The 16,173-nt window shown below is 70.6% G+C and carries 11 protein-coding genes; 2 read left to right on the forward strand and 9 right to left on the reverse strand.

Translation table 11 applies throughout. The features are described 5' to 3' along the window. Nucleotides 1-451 precede the first annotated feature (451 nt). From istB to AL2_RS35450, 4 genes are all read right to left on the reverse strand, one after another. The gene (gene istB / locus AL2_RS35435; RefSeq protein ID WP_067641642.1) at nucleotides 452-1,279 is read right to left on the reverse strand and encodes an IS21-like element helper ATPase IstB; all 828 of its coding nucleotides are present in this window, start codon (nucleotides 1,277-1,279) and stop codon (nucleotides 452-454) included. Next, complete coding sequence (gene istA, locus AL2_RS35440) at nucleotides 1,279-2,514, reverse strand: IS21 family transposase (protein ID WP_067641626.1); 1,236 nt, start codon at nucleotides 2,512-2,514, stop codon at nucleotides 1,279-1,281. Before istA ends, istB begins: the two co-directional genes overlap by 1 nt. A 297-nt stretch (nucleotides 2,515-2,811) precedes the next feature. Beyond that, nucleotides 2,812-3,504, reverse strand: coding sequence for a hypothetical protein (locus AL2_RS35445; protein WP_067641628.1), 693 nt, complete (start codon nucleotides 3,502-3,504; stop codon nucleotides 2,812-2,814). A 307-nt stretch (nucleotides 3,505-3,811) separates the two neighbouring features. After that, nucleotides 3,812-4,480 (reverse strand): winged helix-turn-helix transcriptional regulator, encoded by a 669-nt coding sequence (locus tag AL2_RS35450; RefSeq protein WP_067641630.1) that lies wholly within the window; start codon nucleotides 4,478-4,480, stop codon nucleotides 3,812-3,814. A gap of 120 nt (nucleotides 4,481-4,600) precedes the next feature. Between AL2_RS35450 and AL2_RS35455 the strand changes: the two genes are divergently transcribed. Beyond that, nucleotides 4,601-5,410, forward strand: coding sequence for a class I SAM-dependent methyltransferase (locus AL2_RS35455; RefSeq protein ID WP_067641632.1), 810 nt, complete (start codon nucleotides 4,601-4,603; stop codon nucleotides 5,408-5,410). Between the two features lie 106 nt (nucleotides 5,411-5,516). Here AL2_RS35455 and AL2_RS35460 read toward each other — a convergent pair whose 3' ends face one another. Next, a complete protein-coding gene (locus AL2_RS35460; RefSeq protein WP_067641644.1) occupies nucleotides 5,517-6,521 on the reverse strand; it encodes a CDP-alcohol phosphatidyltransferase family protein in 1,005 nt (334 codons plus the stop codon). 129 nt (nucleotides 6,522-6,650) lie between these two features. On the opposite strand from AL2_RS35460, the gene AL2_RS35465 reads away from it, so the two are divergent. Next, nucleotides 6,651-8,144 (forward strand): hypothetical protein, encoded by a 1,494-nt coding sequence (locus tag AL2_RS35465; RefSeq protein WP_157438574.1) that lies wholly within the window; start codon nucleotides 6,651-6,653, stop codon nucleotides 8,142-8,144. Here the strand turns inward: AL2_RS35465 and AL2_RS35470 are convergent. The 4 genes from AL2_RS35470 to AL2_RS35485 form a co-directional block, all read right to left on the reverse strand. Next, on the reverse strand, nucleotides 8,141-9,322 hold the full coding sequence (locus tag AL2_RS35470; RefSeq protein ID WP_067641636.1) for a glycosyltransferase family 4 protein: 1,182 nt from the start codon (nucleotides 9,320-9,322) through the stop codon (nucleotides 8,141-8,143). The two genes, AL2_RS35465 and AL2_RS35470, sit on opposite strands and share 4 nt — an antisense overlap. Then, nucleotides 9,319-10,080 carry a hypothetical protein gene (locus AL2_RS35475; RefSeq protein ID WP_067641638.1) on the reverse strand — a complete coding sequence of 254 codons (762 nt, stop codon included), beginning with the start codon at nucleotides 10,078-10,080 and terminating at the stop codon, nucleotides 9,319-9,321. Before AL2_RS35475 ends, AL2_RS35470 begins: the two co-directional genes overlap by 4 nt. A gap of 113 nt (nucleotides 10,081-10,193) precedes the next feature. Beyond that, on the reverse strand, nucleotides 10,194-13,595 hold the full coding sequence (locus tag AL2_RS35480) for a bifunctional glycosyltransferase family 2 protein/CDP-glycerol:glycerophosphate glycerophosphotransferase (RefSeq protein ID WP_067641640.1): 3,402 nt from the start codon (nucleotides 13,593-13,595) through the stop codon (nucleotides 10,194-10,196). 184 nt (nucleotides 13,596-13,779) lie between these two features. Then, nucleotides 13,780-16,020 carry a bifunctional glycosyltransferase/CDP-glycerol:glycerophosphate glycerophosphotransferase gene (locus AL2_RS35485; RefSeq protein WP_281181655.1) on the reverse strand — a complete coding sequence of 747 codons (2,241 nt, stop codon included), beginning with the start codon at nucleotides 16,018-16,020 and terminating at the stop codon, nucleotides 13,780-13,782. Between the last annotated feature and the right edge of the window lie 153 nt (nucleotides 16,021-16,173).

Below are 16,173 nucleotides of genomic sequence, written 5' to 3' on the forward strand. Positions count from 1 at the left end.
AGAACCGGGCCGGGCGCCTCGTCTACCGAATCCAGCCTCCCGATGACCCACCTCCTGCGCCTGACACGCCCCCCGCCTCCACCATGTGGACCGTCAAAACGCACCGAGTCGCCCCACGCCGCCGCCGCATCCGGCATTTTCCACCCCGAGGCCAACGTCAAACAGCCGGCCCGTAGACGAGCAGTTCTGGACTCAAGGGGTTACTGACGAAATGCCCTCAATAACCGTCAGCTCCCCTCGCATACCCATCCACCGCCTCAAACGTGGAGTTGCCTTGAGGGCGCGCGTCTCTCAGCGAGATACGCGGCAAGCTCGTCAGCCGGAACTTGCGCATGCTCGCCAAAATCCATGTCCTGCATCATGATCAACCCCGCCTCCTTGTTGTCAACGGCGCGCCAAGCGTGACCCCCCGAGGGCGCGTGAACCGTAACCCCCTGGTGTTTTCGTTGAGTTACTGTTCGTGGTCGTTTCTGGCCGCTGGTGGGCGGCCGAGGTCTCTGTTCTTGAGCCGGTAGCTGTCTCCCTTCAGCGAGATGACCTCGGCGTGATGGACGAGACGGTCGATCATGGCCGCGGCGACGACGTCGTCGCCGAAGACCTCGCCCCAGCGCCCGAAGGGCATATTGCTCGTCACGATCAAGCTCGCCCTCTCATATCTGGACGAGACGAGTTGGAAGAACAGGTTCGCGGCCTCGGCTTTGAACGGGATGTATCCGACCTCGTCCACCACTAGGACCGGGATGCGGGAGAGCTTGACCAGTTCTTCCTGCAGGCGGCCGGCGGCGTGAGCGTGGGCCAAGCGGGCGACCCACTCGGCCGCAGTGGCGAACGCAACCCGGTGTCCGGCCTGGCAGGCCCGGATGCCCAGCCCGGTCGACAGATGCGTTTTCCCTGTTCCCGGCGGCCCCAGGAAGATGACGTTCTCCTTGGCCGTGACGAAGTCGAGCGTGCCCAGGTGCGCGATGACGTCCCGTTTCAACGATCGCTGGTGGTCGTAGTCGAAGTCCTCCAGCGATTTGCGCGCGGGGAAGCGGGCAGCTTTGATGCGGCCCTCGCCGCCGTGCGCCTCGCGGGCGGCGACCTCGCGTTGCAGGCAGGCGGCCAGGAACTCCTCGTGCGTCCACGATTCGGCCCTTGCCCGTTCGGCGAGCCGCTCGATCGAGGCGGCCAACGACGGTGCCTTCAGCACGCGGGTCAGATAGGCCAGCTCGGCGGTGACGTTCCGGCCGCTAGTAGTGACCTGGGCACTGGTCACGGTGGTGGTTTTGCCGGTGGCCATCACGCAACACCACCCTCAACATCGGCACCGATGCCGAACAGCGCGTCATAGCTGGCCAGCTGCCGGAACTCGACCTCGGTCTCGACCGGGGCGACGGCCTGCAGCCGGGCGCGGCGCATCTTTTGGGCGGCCTGGTCGTGGTCGGGGTCGGTGAGGGACTGTTGGATGTCCCAGCACCGGTCATGCCGGGCAACGGTGCGTCCGGCGCAGGCCACCGTCACCTGCTCCAGATCGGCGACGATCTCGACCAGGCGGCCGATCGCCGAGGGGTGGACCGAGTAGTCGTTGGAGGCGACCCGGACGTAAGGGTCGCGGGCCAGCCGGGTCGAGGTTCGCCAGCCCACCAGCGGTGGGACGGGCGGCAGTTCGACCATCGCGGCCAGGTCCGCGGGCAGCCGGTCGACCGGACGGCACTGGATCCGGCGGTGCTGCCGCTGGTTCGCCCGCTCCAGCCAGCCGGCCAGCTGGGCGTTGAAGTCCTGCGGTGAGGTGAAGATCCGGCCGGGCAGGAACGAGGTCTCCAGATAGCCGTTCGCCCGCTCCACCAGCCCCTTGGCCTCCGGGTCACCGGGACGGCACTGCCAGATCCTCACCCCCAGGCTCCCAGCGAACGCGACGGCGTCCTTGGTGGGCTGCGGGTGGCCTTGCCGCCATCCGCCGACTGCGGACTCGTTGTCCCAGACCAGCGTCTTGGGCACGGCGCCCAGCACGCTGAGCAGCGCCCACATCCCGGCGAACAGGTCCCCAGCCGCCCGCGAGGGCAGCATCCGCGCCATCAGCCAGCGCGAATAGCCGCAGACCATCACCAGCACCGGCAGGTTCGTCCGGACGGTCCCTCCGACCGGCACCTGAACGGGCGGGAACCACAGATCGCACTGGGCGAGCCCGCCCGGACGATAGCTCGTCCGCGATGCCGGGTCGGCCGGCTTGTATTCCGGCCGCAGCAACCGGACCCGGTCCTTGAGCACCGTCATCGACCGTTCCCAGCCGATCCGCTCGGCGATCACCGTCGTCGGCACCTCGGGAAACTCCTTCAACAGCGCACGGATCTGCGGCTCGACCGCGTCCACGATCGACCCCTTCCGCGCCCGCTGGTACTTCGGCGGCTCCGAAGCGCCCAACGCCTTACGCACCGTGTTCCGCGCGATCCCCAACCGCCTGGCGATCGCCTTGATAGGCATCCCCTCGGCCCGATGCAGCCGACGGATCTCAGCCCAGTCCTCCACCTTGATCACCCTCCAAAGAGTGGAGGGGGTCAGGGTTCGCGCGCCCACAGGGGGTCAGTTTTGCAGCGCCGCCGACACTTGTCGGACGCGCCCTAGACCAGCACGAATCGCGCTTGACGGTCGGCGGCGTACGCGGGCTTCTTGGCGAGTTTGCGCCGCACCGCCTGACCCCGCGCGCCGTTGTCCCGCCCGGCAGGATCGACGACGTGCGCGTCTACGACCGGATTGTTGGAGTGGGGGAAGCCGAGGGCTCTTGGTCACTAACGGAACAGTCGGGTATCAGAACTGTCTGAATGCCCGTGCCGATCAAGCGTTGTGGTCCTCTGGTGGCGGCAGGTAGGGGCCGAAGTGGTCGGCGACGATGTCGGCAATGGCTGTGGCGTCGTGGGATCCGTCGACCTCGATCACGCGGATGCCGAGGCGTTGGGCGGAGTGGACGGCGTCGTCGGCGAGGAGGCGGTCTCGTTCTAGCCGGTTGCGTTGGGCCCGTTCGGCGTCGCTGACGCCACGGCCGATGGAGGCGGCTCGGGGGAGTTCGCGGAGCTGGCGTTGGCGGAAGGCGGGGGTGGGGACCATAACGACCATCTGCCGGGGTGAGTCGATGATCGGGGTGACAAGTTCGGGGCGGAGTCCCCAGCCTTCGGCGATGATGGGGCGCCCGGAGACCAGGCAGCGCAGGTCGTCCAGGGCCCATTCGAAACGGACCGGGAAGCCGGCCAGCGTTTCGGTGGCCATGTCCTCCGGGGTGGGGTTCACCCAGGTCTGGTCGGGGTCCGGGTCGGCAGGAGGCTGGCCGAGCTTGACCCGGCGGGCGATCCGGCGGTCGTTGTGGCCGCGGGCATCGTGGCAGTCGTAGTGGTAGGCGGTCAGCCCGTATCGGAGGGCCAGCAGCCGGGCGACGGTGGACTTGCCGGCCCATTGCCCGCCGCTGATCCATAGAACCCGGCGAAGCGTGCCGAAGGGATCCCACACTTGCTTCTCGGTGTCGTTCCTGGTCACGTATCTCCTCGGGTATCGACCAGGAACTCGGTGAACAGTCCCCGGCGCATATGCCTTCCGGAGAGAAGATCATGTATCGGATGGGATGGTCCAGCAAACCTGCTGCTCACCCAGGCAGGGGGGAGGTGCCTCGCGTCCTAATCGAGCATTACCTGGAGCTGTACACATGAACGTCCAGTGGCGGAAAAGCACGCACAGCCGCCGCCCAGCGACCCGACATCGGCGCGGACCTCGCTTCACCTGAAATCCGTCATCGCTGCTCCTCCCTCGGCCAGACCCTCGCTATCGAGGACGCGGGCGCCGGGCGCTACCGGGCCGGGCGGGGGATGGTGGCGAAGGGGGAGAGCGTGAACCAGGCGGGGAGGGTGCGGCGGAGGGGTTCGGGACCCTGGATTCGCAGGGCGTCGGAGCGGAGGGCGGCATCCCAGGTGAGGTCGCCGCGCCAGATCCGGACCAGATGGCGGAGGTCGGCGGTCACCGTCACCGAGACCTCGTGGCCGGGGTCGGCGTCGCAGACGTCGGCGGTCCCGGGACTGATGACGAGCCACCAGTGGCGGTTGCGGGAGGGGACGTCCGGGAAGACGAAGCGGATGACGGTCCGGCCGTCGGGGAGCGCGTCCGGAGTGAGGTTGCGGCGCATGTCCCAGAGGAGCAGTTTGGGGTCGAGGTCTTGGTCGCCCAGTTCGCCTATCCAGCGGACGCCCCATACCGCGAGGGCCTCCACCACCGGGCGCAGTTCCTCGCCCGCCGGGGTGAGGACGTAGCGGTCGTCGTGCTTGTCCAGGACGCCGGCTCGGACGAGCTGGTTCAGGCGCTTGGAGAGCAGCGTCGGGGACATGCGGGGGACGCCGCGGCGCACCTCGTTGAACCGTTCGCTTCCGGAGAGCAGTTCGCGGACGATCAGCAGCGTCCAGCGCTCGTCGAGCAATTCCATCGCCTTGGCGACGGGGCAGAACTGGTAGTACGAGGCCCCCATACCTCGCAGACTAGGACGGTTCCCCCTGGCCGGATAGGTCCCGGTACAGATCCTGTACTAGGAGCCCGGCTTTCTGGTTCCTAGCGTGGGCCCCACACGGGATACGAGGGAGAGGCTTCCATGGGGGACATGCTGAAGGACGCACACAGGGCGATGTGGGCGTCGGGTGACTATCCGGCGCTGGCGTCCGAGATCATCCCGGACCTGGGCGCCGTGCTCGTCCGGGCGGCCGGGGTGAAGGCCGGGGAGCGGGTGCTGGACATCGCGGCCGGGTCGGGCAACGCGGCCATCGCGGCGGCGCTCGAAGGGGCGGACGTGGTGGCGAGCGACCTCACGCCCGAGCTGCTCCAGGCCGGACGGGAGGACGCGGCGAGGCGCGGCGCGGAGCTGGAGTGGAAAGAGGCCGACGCCGAGGCGCTGCCGTTCGGCGACGCGGAGTTCGACACGGTGCTGTCGTGCGTGGGGATCATGTTCGCGCCCCGGCACCAGGCGTCGGCGGACGAGATGGTGCGCGTCAGCCGGCCGGGCGGCACGGTCGGGCTGCTCAACTGGACACCGGAGGGCTTCATCGGGGAGATGTTCGCCGTGATGAAGCCGTACGCGCCGCCGCCCCCGGAGGGCGCGCAGCCGCCGCCGCTGTGGGGGCGTCCCGAGCACGTCGAGGCGCTCCTGGGCGACCGCGTCACCGATCTCTGCTTCGAGAGGCGGACGGTGCGGGTCGACCGGTTCGAGAAGCCGGAGGAGTTCCGTGACTACTTCAAGAGCCGCTACGGGCCGACGATCGCCGTCTACCGGCGCATCGCCGACGACCCGGAGAAGGTCGCGGCGCTGGACCTCGCGCTCGCCGAACTGGCCCGCAGCCACGACGTGGGGACGTCCGGCCTGGTCACGGAGTGGGAGTACCTGATCGCCACCGCGCGCAAGCGCTGACCTGAAAGAGCGCTGACCTGAAAGAGCGCTGACCTGAAAGAGCGCTGACCTGAAAGAGCGAAGGCCCCCGGCGCGCGCCGGGGGCCTTCGCGGCGAACAGAGCGGGTCAGCCCGCGCTGCCCACCGTGACCTCCGTCTGCTCGGCGGGGAGTTCGGAGCGGTAGGTCTCGATCCTGGCGTGGAGCTTGGCGAGGCTGCGGCTGTAGTCGCGGCTGGACAGCCAGAACTTGTAGATGATGACGAGTTCGAAGGCCAGCAGGCCGGCGGCGCTCACCGCGACCACCGGGATGATCGCGCCGGAGATGATCGCGGCGGCGATCGGGGCGACGATGAAGACGCCCATCTGGAACTCGATGCCGCTGATCAGGTGCGGGCGGATCCGGCCCGCCATCAGGACGTTGCGGATCCGGGCGTACCAGGGGAAGCGCTGGTTGAAGCCCTGCTGGAGGGTCGCGATGGTCGGGTCGTCGGCGACGACCCGGTTCTCCATGTCGGCCTCGGGGTCCTCGGCGAGGGCCTCGGCGGAGCGGAGGTCCTCGTCGGCGTCGGGGATCTCGCCGTTGGCGCGGCGGGCGGCGAGTTCCAGTTCCCTGGCCTCCGCGCGGGCGCCGTTCAGCGTCGTCCGCATCTGGGAGCGGACCTTGTAGATCTCCAGCGCGTCCATGTAGCGGAGCATGTCCAGGAACACGACCGCGACGGCCGTCCACACGTAGGCGACATTGCCCGTAGCGGCGTACTGGCCGCCCATCAGGGCGATCGCGCAGGCCAGGACGCGGACGCGGTCGAAGATGTAGTCGAGCCAGGCGCCGAACACCGAGCCGGTTCCCTTGAGGCGGGCGATCTTGCCGTCCATGCAGTCGAGCGTGAACGACAGGTGGTACAGCAGCGCGCCGGCGAGCAGCCACGGCCAGGACGCGACGGCGAAGCAGGCGCCGGCCGCGAGGCCGAGGATCAGCGCCCCGACGGTGAGCTGGTTCGGGGTCACGCGCGTCCGGTTGGCCGTGAACCTGACCAGCCGGGCGGCGAGCGGGTCGACCAGCAGGACGGTCCACCAGGCATCACGCGCCTTGTACGTCCGTTGCCGAACGTCGTCGAGCGTGAAGTTCGCCATGCGGTTCATCCCTTTCATCGTTAGGAGCGGTCCGATGCTACCGCCGTCCGGTTCGGCGGACCGGCATTGTCGCTGATCCGTGACTGGTCGGTGCACATGATGATCATTCCCGTGGGTAGCGTGGGACGGGTGCGCGTCCGACTCATCGCTCATGTGCCGTTCGCCGGGGTACTGGCGGCGGCGATCTGGATCCGGGTCGTCGCGGTCCTGGGATATCCGGCTCCGTTGTGGTTCGGCGACTCCAAGAGCTATCTGGAGGCCGCGATCGAGCTGCGGCCGGGGGAGACGCGTCCGAGTGGATACCCGTTTCTGCTCTGGCTGATCGAACCGTTCCACAGCTTCACGGTGCTGGTGTCCGTGCAGCACGCCCTCGGGGTCCTGACGGGTGTCCTCGTGTACGTCCTGGTGGTGCGCGCGGGGCGGGCGGCGTGGCCGCTGGACGAGCCCGGACGGTGGGCGTGGCGCGTCTGGCTGCCCGCCCTCCTGGCGGCGGCGCTGACGGTGCCGGTGCTGATCCCCGTCCACCAGATCTCCCTTGAGCACATGCTCATGTCGGACTCGCTGTTCACGTTCCTGCTGCTCGCGGCGGTCACGGCGGCGCTGTGGCGGCGCCGCTCGACGTGGTGGCTGGGCGCGCTGGCCGGGGCGTTCGCGGCTTTCGCGGCGCTCACCAGGACGGCGGGACTGCCGCTGATCGCGGTGATCGTCGTCGCGATGCTGCTGCGGCGCGCCGGCTGGCGCGCGTGCGTCTCGGCGGTGGTGATGTTCGCGCTGCCCATCGTCGGCTACATGTTCTGGTTCCAGTCGGAGTACGGCCAGTTCAAGCTGGCCAAGGCAAACTCGATCTGGCTGTACGGACGCACCGCCGCGTTCGCCGACTGCGCGGTCATCAAGCCCCGCCCCGAACTGCGCATCATGTGCCCGCACCTCACCGACCCGCGCATCTCACCGGCGTTCGCCGTCATGTGGACGAAGGACTCCCCGTTCCGCGAGATCCCCGGCTGGGTCACCGGCGAGGAGGCCGACCGCCTCGCCGGGGAGTTCGCGTGGGCGGCGATCGGGAAGCAGCCAGGCGATTACGCGGACGTGGTCGTCCACGACACCTTCATGGCGTTCGCATGGGACCGCGAGCCGTACCCGAACCCGTGGACGTCGCTGCAGTACGACTTCCCCGAAGGCGAGGCATGGGACGACGACCAGGCCCTCCTCGCCGAGAAGTACGATCCGGGCGGCGGTGAGGCGAAGGTCGTCCGGCCGTGGGCCGACCAGGTCCTCGCCTATCAGGACCATCTCGCCATGCCGGGCACGTTCCTCGGCGTCCTGCTGCTGGGCGGCCTCGCTGGAGCGTTCCCGCACGTCCGGTCGCGGGGGCGGTGGCGCCCGCTCGGCCCCGTCCGGCACTGGGGGACGGGCGCGCTCCTCCCCTGGGGGACGAGCCTCGCGCTGCTGGTGATCCCCGCCGCGACCGCCGACTTCGACTACCGCTACGTCGTGCCCGCCGTGCCGTTCGCCTGCCTGGCCCTCGGCCTCGCGCTGCTCCCGCCGCCCCGGCGCCCGCGCCCGGCCGCCGGACCGGCCTCCGCCGAAGAGCGGGAGAAGGCCGGGGCCGGGCGCGGCGGCTAGCGGCGGCCCGAGTCGCGGCGCGGCGCGGTCCGCAGCTCGGTGAGCATCTTCTCCCACTGCCGGGCCACGACCGTGATGTCGAAGCGCTCCGCCGACGCGAACGCGCGGTCCGCCATCGTCCGCCGGAGGTCCGCGTCGTCGATCAGCTTGATCAGCGACTCGGCGAACGCGTCCGCGTCCTCGGGCGGGACGAGCAGCCCGTCATGGCCGTCGGTGATGATCTCGCGGGGGCCCTGCGGGCAGTCGAAGCCGACCACCGGCAACCCGCACGCGAACCCCTCGATGATCGTCATGCCGAACGGCTCGGCCCGCGACGACATCGCGAGGACGGACGCCTTGGCGAACTCGCCCTCCATGTCGTCCGTCGGGTCCATCAGCAGGACGTTGTTGTAGAGCCCGAGCCGGGTGACCCTGCGGCGCAGCTGCTCGCGCCGGGAGCCGTCCCCGTAGATCCGCAGCTGCCACTCCGGATGCTTCTCCACGACCTTCGCGAACGCCTCGATGAGCAGGTCGTAGCCCTTGATCCACACCATCCGGCCGGCGGCGGCGACGACCTTGTTCTCCTGCCGGGAGCGCGGATACAGCCGGGGCGGCAGCCCGTTCCCGACCGTGTAGACCGGGCACGACCCGGCGGGCAGCAGCTCCTCGTAGTCCCCGCCGTCGGCGGAGGTGAGGGTGGTGAGCGCGTCGAGCCGCGGGTACCACTCCCGGAACTCGGCGATCATCTCCGGCTCGTTGATGCCGAGCTGCAGGTGCTCCTGCCCGATGACCACGACCCGGCGGGGCGCCAGCCGCGCCGCCAGCAGGTTGAGCCCGGCCCGGGTCGTGACCAGCACGTCGGTGCGGGGCCGCCGCAGGAACCGGCTGATCCGGTCGTCCGTCCAGGCGCTGAACTTGTCGTAGCAGCGCTCCTGCTCGGGGATCAGCGCGGACGGCTCCGGCATCAGCCGCTCGGCGCGTCCGGTGTGCGGCCACGGGACCTTGGCCTCGGCCCGCAGGTCGACCAGGGCGCGCAGCCGGACCCGGTCCGACAGCGGCAGGATGGGGCGGTCGCGGTCCTGCAGGACGCTCACGATCTCCACGTCGTGCCGCCGGGACAGCTCGTCGGCGAGCGTGAACGTGCACCGGACGGTGCCGTCGATGGAGAACGCCTCCAGCAGGAGGAAGGTGATCTTCACTTGGGGTCGTCCTCGACGAGACTGGACGCGATGGACAGCTGGTCCCGGTCCGTGTAGTAGGGGCGCACGGCCATCTCCCGGCCGCCGTGCGCGGCGGCCTGCCGCGGGTAGGACAGCTTGCCGCGCTTGCCGGGCGCGTCGTCCAGCCGGGTGGCGAGGCGCGCGTGGACGTCGCCGACGTCGAGCCAGAGGTCCCAGAGGGCGGGCTCCGCCGCGGCGAACGCGTCGATGGGCAGGCGGCCGTGGAACGCGGTCCCGTCGAGCCGGACGTCCCGGCTCACGGTGGCGCCGCCGTCCCGGGCCGCCGCGACCAGCCGCGCGCTCTCCCCGGGCCGCGGGCCCGCGTAGGCCAGCCGCCCGACGATCCCGATCTCGCCGTCGCGCGGGTGCACCGCCTCGACCTCGGCGTGCGGGGCGACGTTCCGGACGGTGAGCGCCGCGCGCCCGTCCGCCGCCCGCACCACCCGGACGGCCCGGTCTCGGGGCAGGTCGGCGTAGGCGCGCAGCCCCGCCAGCGAGAAACCCGGGTCGTCGGTCAGCAGCGGGCTCTCCGCGCCGTCCGACGCGGCGGTCCCGGCGGCGATCAGCACCGTCCACTTCCCGGGCGCCAGGTCGCCGGCGTCCAGTTCCGCCGAGCACCGGTCGCCCGTGATGGGCTCCGCCCGCGTCTCCCCTGACTTGCGGTGCCGCAGCACGACGCGCCGCCCGTCCGGCACAGGGGCGGGCCACCGGATGCTCAGGCGGTCGTCGGGGCCCACCCTGCAATGGTTCGCTACCGCGTCCAATGTCCGCACCCTTCCCCGAAGTCGCTGGTGCAGGCGCGTAGCGTACCAACGCGCCGATGACGCCCGTTCACGGCGGCGGCGACGGGTCAGCCCGCCGGGCCGAAGACGCGGTCGGCGGTCCGGGCGGCGGCGTGCCCGTCGTCCAGCGGGCAGAAGCGGTCGACGAACGCGTCGTAGCGCTCCTTGTGCCCGGCGGTGGCGGCGTCGACGTCGCGGATCGCGTCGATCAGGTCGTCGGACGTCTCCACCAGCGGCCCCGGCGCCTCCGCCTCGAAGTCGAAGTAGAAGCCGCGGAGCCGGTCCCGGTAGTCGGCCAGGTCGTAGGTGAAGAACAGCATCGGACGGCCCGTGTTCGCGTAGTCGAACATCACCGACGAATAGTCGCTGATCATCATGTCGGAGATCAGGTACAGCTCGGTGATGTCCGGGTACAGCGACACGTCGCGGACGAAGCCCGCCGGGTCTTCGGGGACGCCGTCCACCACGTTGCTGTGCAGGCGGACGAGCAGCACGTGGTCGTCGCCGAGGGCGGCGCGGGCCCGGTCCAGGTCGAGGCGCATGTCGTGCTTGTACCGGCCGCGGCTGTAGTACTGGTCGTCGCGCCACGTCGGCGCGTACAGCACGACCCGCTTGCCGTCCGGGATGCCGAGCCGGGCCCGGACGGACCGCGCCACGACGTCCGCCTCCGGGCTGTGCAGCAGGTCGTTGCGCGGGTAGCCGACCTCCAGCATCTCGCCCTTGAACGCGAACGCGCGGCGGAAGATCTCGGTGCTGAACGGGTTCGGCGACAGCAGATGGCTCCACTCGGGGACGGCCGGCCCCTCCGGCTTCTTCTCCTTGCTCTGCAGCGCCGACTTCATGCCCGGCGCGTACGCGAAGTGGACCTCCTTGACGTCCCGGCCGATCTTCTTCAGCGGGGTGCCGTGCCAGGTCTGCAGGACGACCTGGTCGGGGTGCCGCTGGAACCAGTCGCCGAGCCGGTGGTTGGTGACGATGTAGCGGGACGTCGTCACCGCCTCCTGCCACTCCTTGCCGTTCAGCCGGACGGCCTGCAGCGTGTCCGGCAGGTCTACCTGCGCGTCGTTGACGACCCACAGCTGCTCGAGGTCCGAGCCGCGCCGCAGCAGCTCCTCGTGGATCGACTTCGGGCTGTCGGAGTACTGCCGCCCGTTGAAGCAGGAGAACAGCACGGCGTCGCGCAGCCCGTCGCGGGCGACCGTGCGCCGCGCCTCCTCCCGGTACTTCGCGCCCGCGCTCTTCTCCTCGCCGGACACGTCCCCGGTGACGGCGACGACGAGCCTGCCGTCCTTGGTCTCCAGCTCGTACCCGCGCCGCGCCACCTCGACCGGCCCCGGCAGGCCCTGCTGCGCGGCGGCCGTCAGCCGGACGGTCAGCGCCCGCTCGCCCGGCGGGCGGAACAGCACGTCCCAGCGGCCCGGCCGCAGCGGCAGGATCCCCGCGACGCCCGGCACGGCCGCCACCGGCACCTCGGCCCGCAGCGTGCCCGACTCGTCCGGGACGAGGTCGAACGCGTACTCCTTGCGGCGGCCGCGGCTGCGCACCACGATCTGCCCGGACTCGTGCGCCGGGTGCGTCGCCGTCAGCACGAGGGTCCCGTCGGGGCGCAGCGCGCAGTCGTCCACCGACAGCCGGATCGTCGCCCGCCGCACCCGCACATAGCCGCCGTGGCCGTGGCCCGCGCTCACCTCCAGGGCGCCGAACGTGCGGCGCGCCTCCGCCACGCCCTCGGCGAGGACGAGCGGCCGGCCGTCCGCGGACAGCGTCCAGTCGCGGGTGTCGTCGATCGACTCGGGGTCGATGTCCACGTCGAGCGCGGCCGGGTCGACGCGCGCCGTCCAGCCGCCCGTCCCGCCCGTCCCGGCCGTCACGGGGACCGGGACGCGCGAGTCGCCGAGCGTCAGCACCAGCTCGGCGGGCGGGTCGCCGGCCGACTCGACCTCGATGAGCAGGGCGGCGTCGTCCCAGCGCAGCGCGGTCGCCCGCTCCTTGACGCGTTCCACCTGCACGACGAAGTGCCCGTCCACGACCTTCGGGACGACGCGCACGTCATCGGCCACGTACCGGTAGGGCGGGTGCGCGCCCGTCCCCGACCCGCCGCCGCGCACCGGGCCCTGCCGGAACACGCCCGCGTTCAGCACCGAGGCGTGCACCTCCCAGGTGCCCTCGGCCCACGCGCCGCGGTCCTTCAGCTTCCCGGCGTCGACCGAGAACTCGAAGCCGGTCCAGCCGCCGGACGACTTGCCGGGCTTCGGCGTCTGCCGCGCCTTCAGCACGACCTTGCGGCCGCCGCTGCGCAGCGTCACCGTCTTGATCGACGTCCAGCGGCGGCGCGAGCTGACCGAGTTGATGTAGGCCTCGCCGGTGACGACCAGCCGGTCGCCGTCCCAGCGCACCGCGTGCACGCGGCCGCGCATCTTGACCTCGTCGCGCGCCCGGTACACCTCGCGCGGGACGTCGAGCTTGGCGTCCTTCCAGTACGGGTAGACGACGTAGCGGCGCACCGGGTCCCGGACGATCGACGGCGACGACTTGCCGCGCTCGTACCGGACGACCTTCACCAGCTCCATCGTGTGGCCCGACTCGGCGAGGTGCCACTTCAGCCGGGTCAGCGCCGGCGCCTCGGCGAACACCTTCGGCGAGACGCCCTTCGCGTACGCCGCGGCCTGCGCGACGACCTGCTCCCGCTCGTCCCCGGCCAGGTCGGGCAGGGCGTCCAGGAACGTCTTCAGCTCGGTCGTGACGAGGGCCAGCTGGAGCCGCCGCAGCTCCTTGACGTCGCCGCGCTCGGCGACCCACGTCGTCGCGAGATTCGCCGCGCCGAAGCCGTCCGCGATCTCCTGCGGTTCGGTGGTCGGCGCGTACCGCCGCGACAGGCGGTGCAGGACGACGTCCGGCACCACGTCGACGGACTTCGCCAGGTGCAGGACCCGCAGCATCACCGGCAGGTCGTCGTAGCGGCCGAGGTCGGGGAACTCCAGCCCGTGCGCGTCCCAGAAGGAGCGGCGCAGCAGCGTCCCGGCGATCTTGCGGTTGCGCAGCAGGTCCGGGCAGCGGTGCAGGTCGGTGCCCGTCGCCGGGGGCGCGTTGTCGCCGCGCGCCTTCCACTGCGACACCTGTCCCGTCCACTTGCGGGACGCGTCGGGGCCCTTCGCCAGTTCCGACCCGGACGCCTCCAGGGCGGTGCGGAGCGAGGCGACCGCGTCCGGCGGCAGCGGGTCGCCGCCGTCGGCGAACAGCAGGAACTCGCCGCGGCTCTCGGCCACCCCGAGGTTGCGGGCCGCGCCGCGGCTCGGCGCGCCCTGCCGGATCAGCCGGAACCGGTCGTCGGGCAGCGCCGCCCGCGCGGCGGTGCCCGTGCCGTCGTCCACGACCAGGACCTCCAGGTCCCGGAAGGTCTGGGCCGCGATCGACTCCAGGGCGTCGCCGAGGTCCTCCCCGGCGCCGTGGGTGAGCACGATGACGCTCACGCTTGCCGGGCGCGAGCCCTCGGAGTCTGGGGGTCCGCCCCCAGGGGTCGTGGAGATGCTGCGGGCGGACAAGCGACCCACTCCTTCGAACACTTCGGCCGGCCCGGGCGGCGATGTCGGGCCGGAGACGGCGGGATTGCGCGGCGGGCGGGCCCGGGAGCGCAACGGGGGCGTGCGGCGGATGCTACTGCGGTACGGCGCCCGCCGTGGACGTCTGCGGCGGATTCGTGATCTTCTCGCCGAGGAAGACCCGGCGGACGGCCCGCTCGGCCGCGTTGCCGTCGTCCCACGGGCAGAACCGCGCCTGGAACGCCTCCAGGTTCTTCGACGCGGCGTCGCCCCACGCGGCCCTCGACACGAACGCGTCGACGAGCTCCGACTCGGTGTAGGCGACGACCCCCGGCGGGAACTCGGTGAGGTCGAAGTTCACGCCCCGGGTGAGCCGGTAGGTCTCCCAGTCGTTGGCGTAGACCACGATCGGCTTACCCAGGTTGGCGTAGTCGAACATGATCGACGAGTAGTCGGTGAGCAGCGCGTCCGAGGCGATCATGAGGTCCTCGACGGACGGGTGCTTCGACACGTCGATCACCCGGTCCTCGGGCCAGCCCAGGTCGGCCGCCATGTCCTTGAGCTTGTAGTAGTAGTGCGCGCGCAGCAGCAGGACGTGGTCGTCGCCGAGCTGCTCGACGACCCGGCCGATGTCGAACATCGGCGTGTAGCGGCGCTGGTAGTCGCGGTGCGTCGGCGCGTACAGGACCGCCGTCTTGCCCTCGGGGATCTCCAGCTCGGCGCGCAGCCGCGCCTGCTCCTGCGGCGTGGCGCGCACCAGGCGGTCGTTGCGCGGGTAGCCGATCTCCAGCATCTCGTAGTGGCACGGGAAGCCGCGCTCCCACGCCTCGCTGGTCAGCGGGTTCGCGGAGACGAGGAAGTCCCAGCGGTCGGACCGCTCGATGAGGGCCTTGAAGTCCATGTCGGCGGCGCCGACCGGGTACTCCATCTGGTCGAGGCCCATCTTCTTCAGCGGCGTGCCGTGCTGGGTCTCCAGGTGCACCTGCCCCGGCCGCTTGACGAGGTGGTCGGGGAAGTTGACGTTGTTGACGAAGTACTTCGCGGCGGCGATCGTCCGGTAGTACTCGGCGGACCCGGCCACCACGAAGTCGACGCCCTCGGGCATCGTCTTGCGGCCGCTCGGCTTCACGACCCACACGCAGCGGATGTCCGGGGCCAGCTCGCGGACCTTCTCGTAGATCGCGGCCGGGTTGCAGGCGTAGCCCCGGTACCAGTAGGCGGCGAAGACGGCGAGGTCCTCCTCGATCGGCATGTGCCGCCGCATCTGGTAGTAGCGCTCCTTGGCGAGCTCCTTGGACCGCAGGACGCCGCGCTTCTGCAGCTTGCGGACCGTGCGCCCGCGCTTGCGGGCCTTCTTCGTGAGCGTCGGCGCGTTGAGGCGCTCCCAGGCCTTGAAGTCGCCGCGCTCGATCGCCCGGTGCTTCTCGGCGAGGCCCGGCTCGTCGTCCGGCGGGACGTGCCCGGCGGGCTTGTACCGGTGGTAGGTCTTGGTCATCTCGGCGAAGTAGCGCGGCTTCTCCGACGGGTACACGCGGTCGGCGCGTTCCAGGATGACGAGCAGGTGCCAGATCGTCCGGTTGAACATCAGCGGGCGGAGCGGGTCCATGGACGGGCCCAGGTGGTCCATGAACGCGAAGATGCGGTCGTACTGGTCGAAGGCGTCGAAATGCTTGGCGCTCGCGGTCTTGGTGATCGCGCCGCGGCGGCGCTGCCGGTAGACGTAGCAGACCCGGTCGAGGAAGCTGACCCGCTCCGCGGCCATGAGGACCGGGTAGGTGATGCTGACGTCCTCGTAGTAGCCGCTGTTGAAGCGCAACCCGTGCTCGATCATGAACTCGCGGCGGATCGCCCGGTTCCAGATCGAGGTGAACATCTCCAGCAGGCTCGGCCGCTCGGCGATCGAGAACACGTCCGGCGCGGGCGGCTCCCGGAACAGGTGGTTGATGATGCTGCGCTTGACCCGCCCGTTCCAGTAGGCCCGCGCGTAGTCGAACATCAACACGTCCGGGTGCGTCTCCTGCAACCGGTCCATGACCGCCCGGACGGCGCCGTCCGTCGCGTAGTCGTCGCTGTCGAAGAACCAGACGTAGTCGCCGGTCGCCATGTCCAGGCCGACGTTGCGCGCGTGCCCCAGGCCCACGTTCTCGGTGAGGTGCCGCACCCGGACCCGCGGGTCGCGCGCGGCGAACTCGTCGAGGATCTCACCGCAGCCGTCCGGCGAGGCGTCGTCGACCGCGATGACCTCAAGGTTCGGCAGGTCCGGGTCGAGGATCGAGTCCAGGCACTGCCGGATGTACCCCTGCACTTTGTGCACGGGAACGATGATGCTCAATGAGATGTCGTGATCAGTGCTCACGCGTAGGCCAATCAGCTTCTCGGTGAATCAGGACTATACCCGCAGATCGTAGGTAGATCTTATGTCCCGCCATGCGACGGCTTGAGCAGCCATCGCCCGTTGGGCTCTACGGCCCAGCGGGTAAGGCGCTGGACGGGCACCGTGGCGAGCAGT

Source organism: Actinomadura latina NBRC 106108, from assembly GCF_001552195.1.
GTDB lineage: Bacteria > Actinomycetota > Actinomycetes > Streptosporangiales > Streptosporangiaceae > Spirillospora > Spirillospora latina.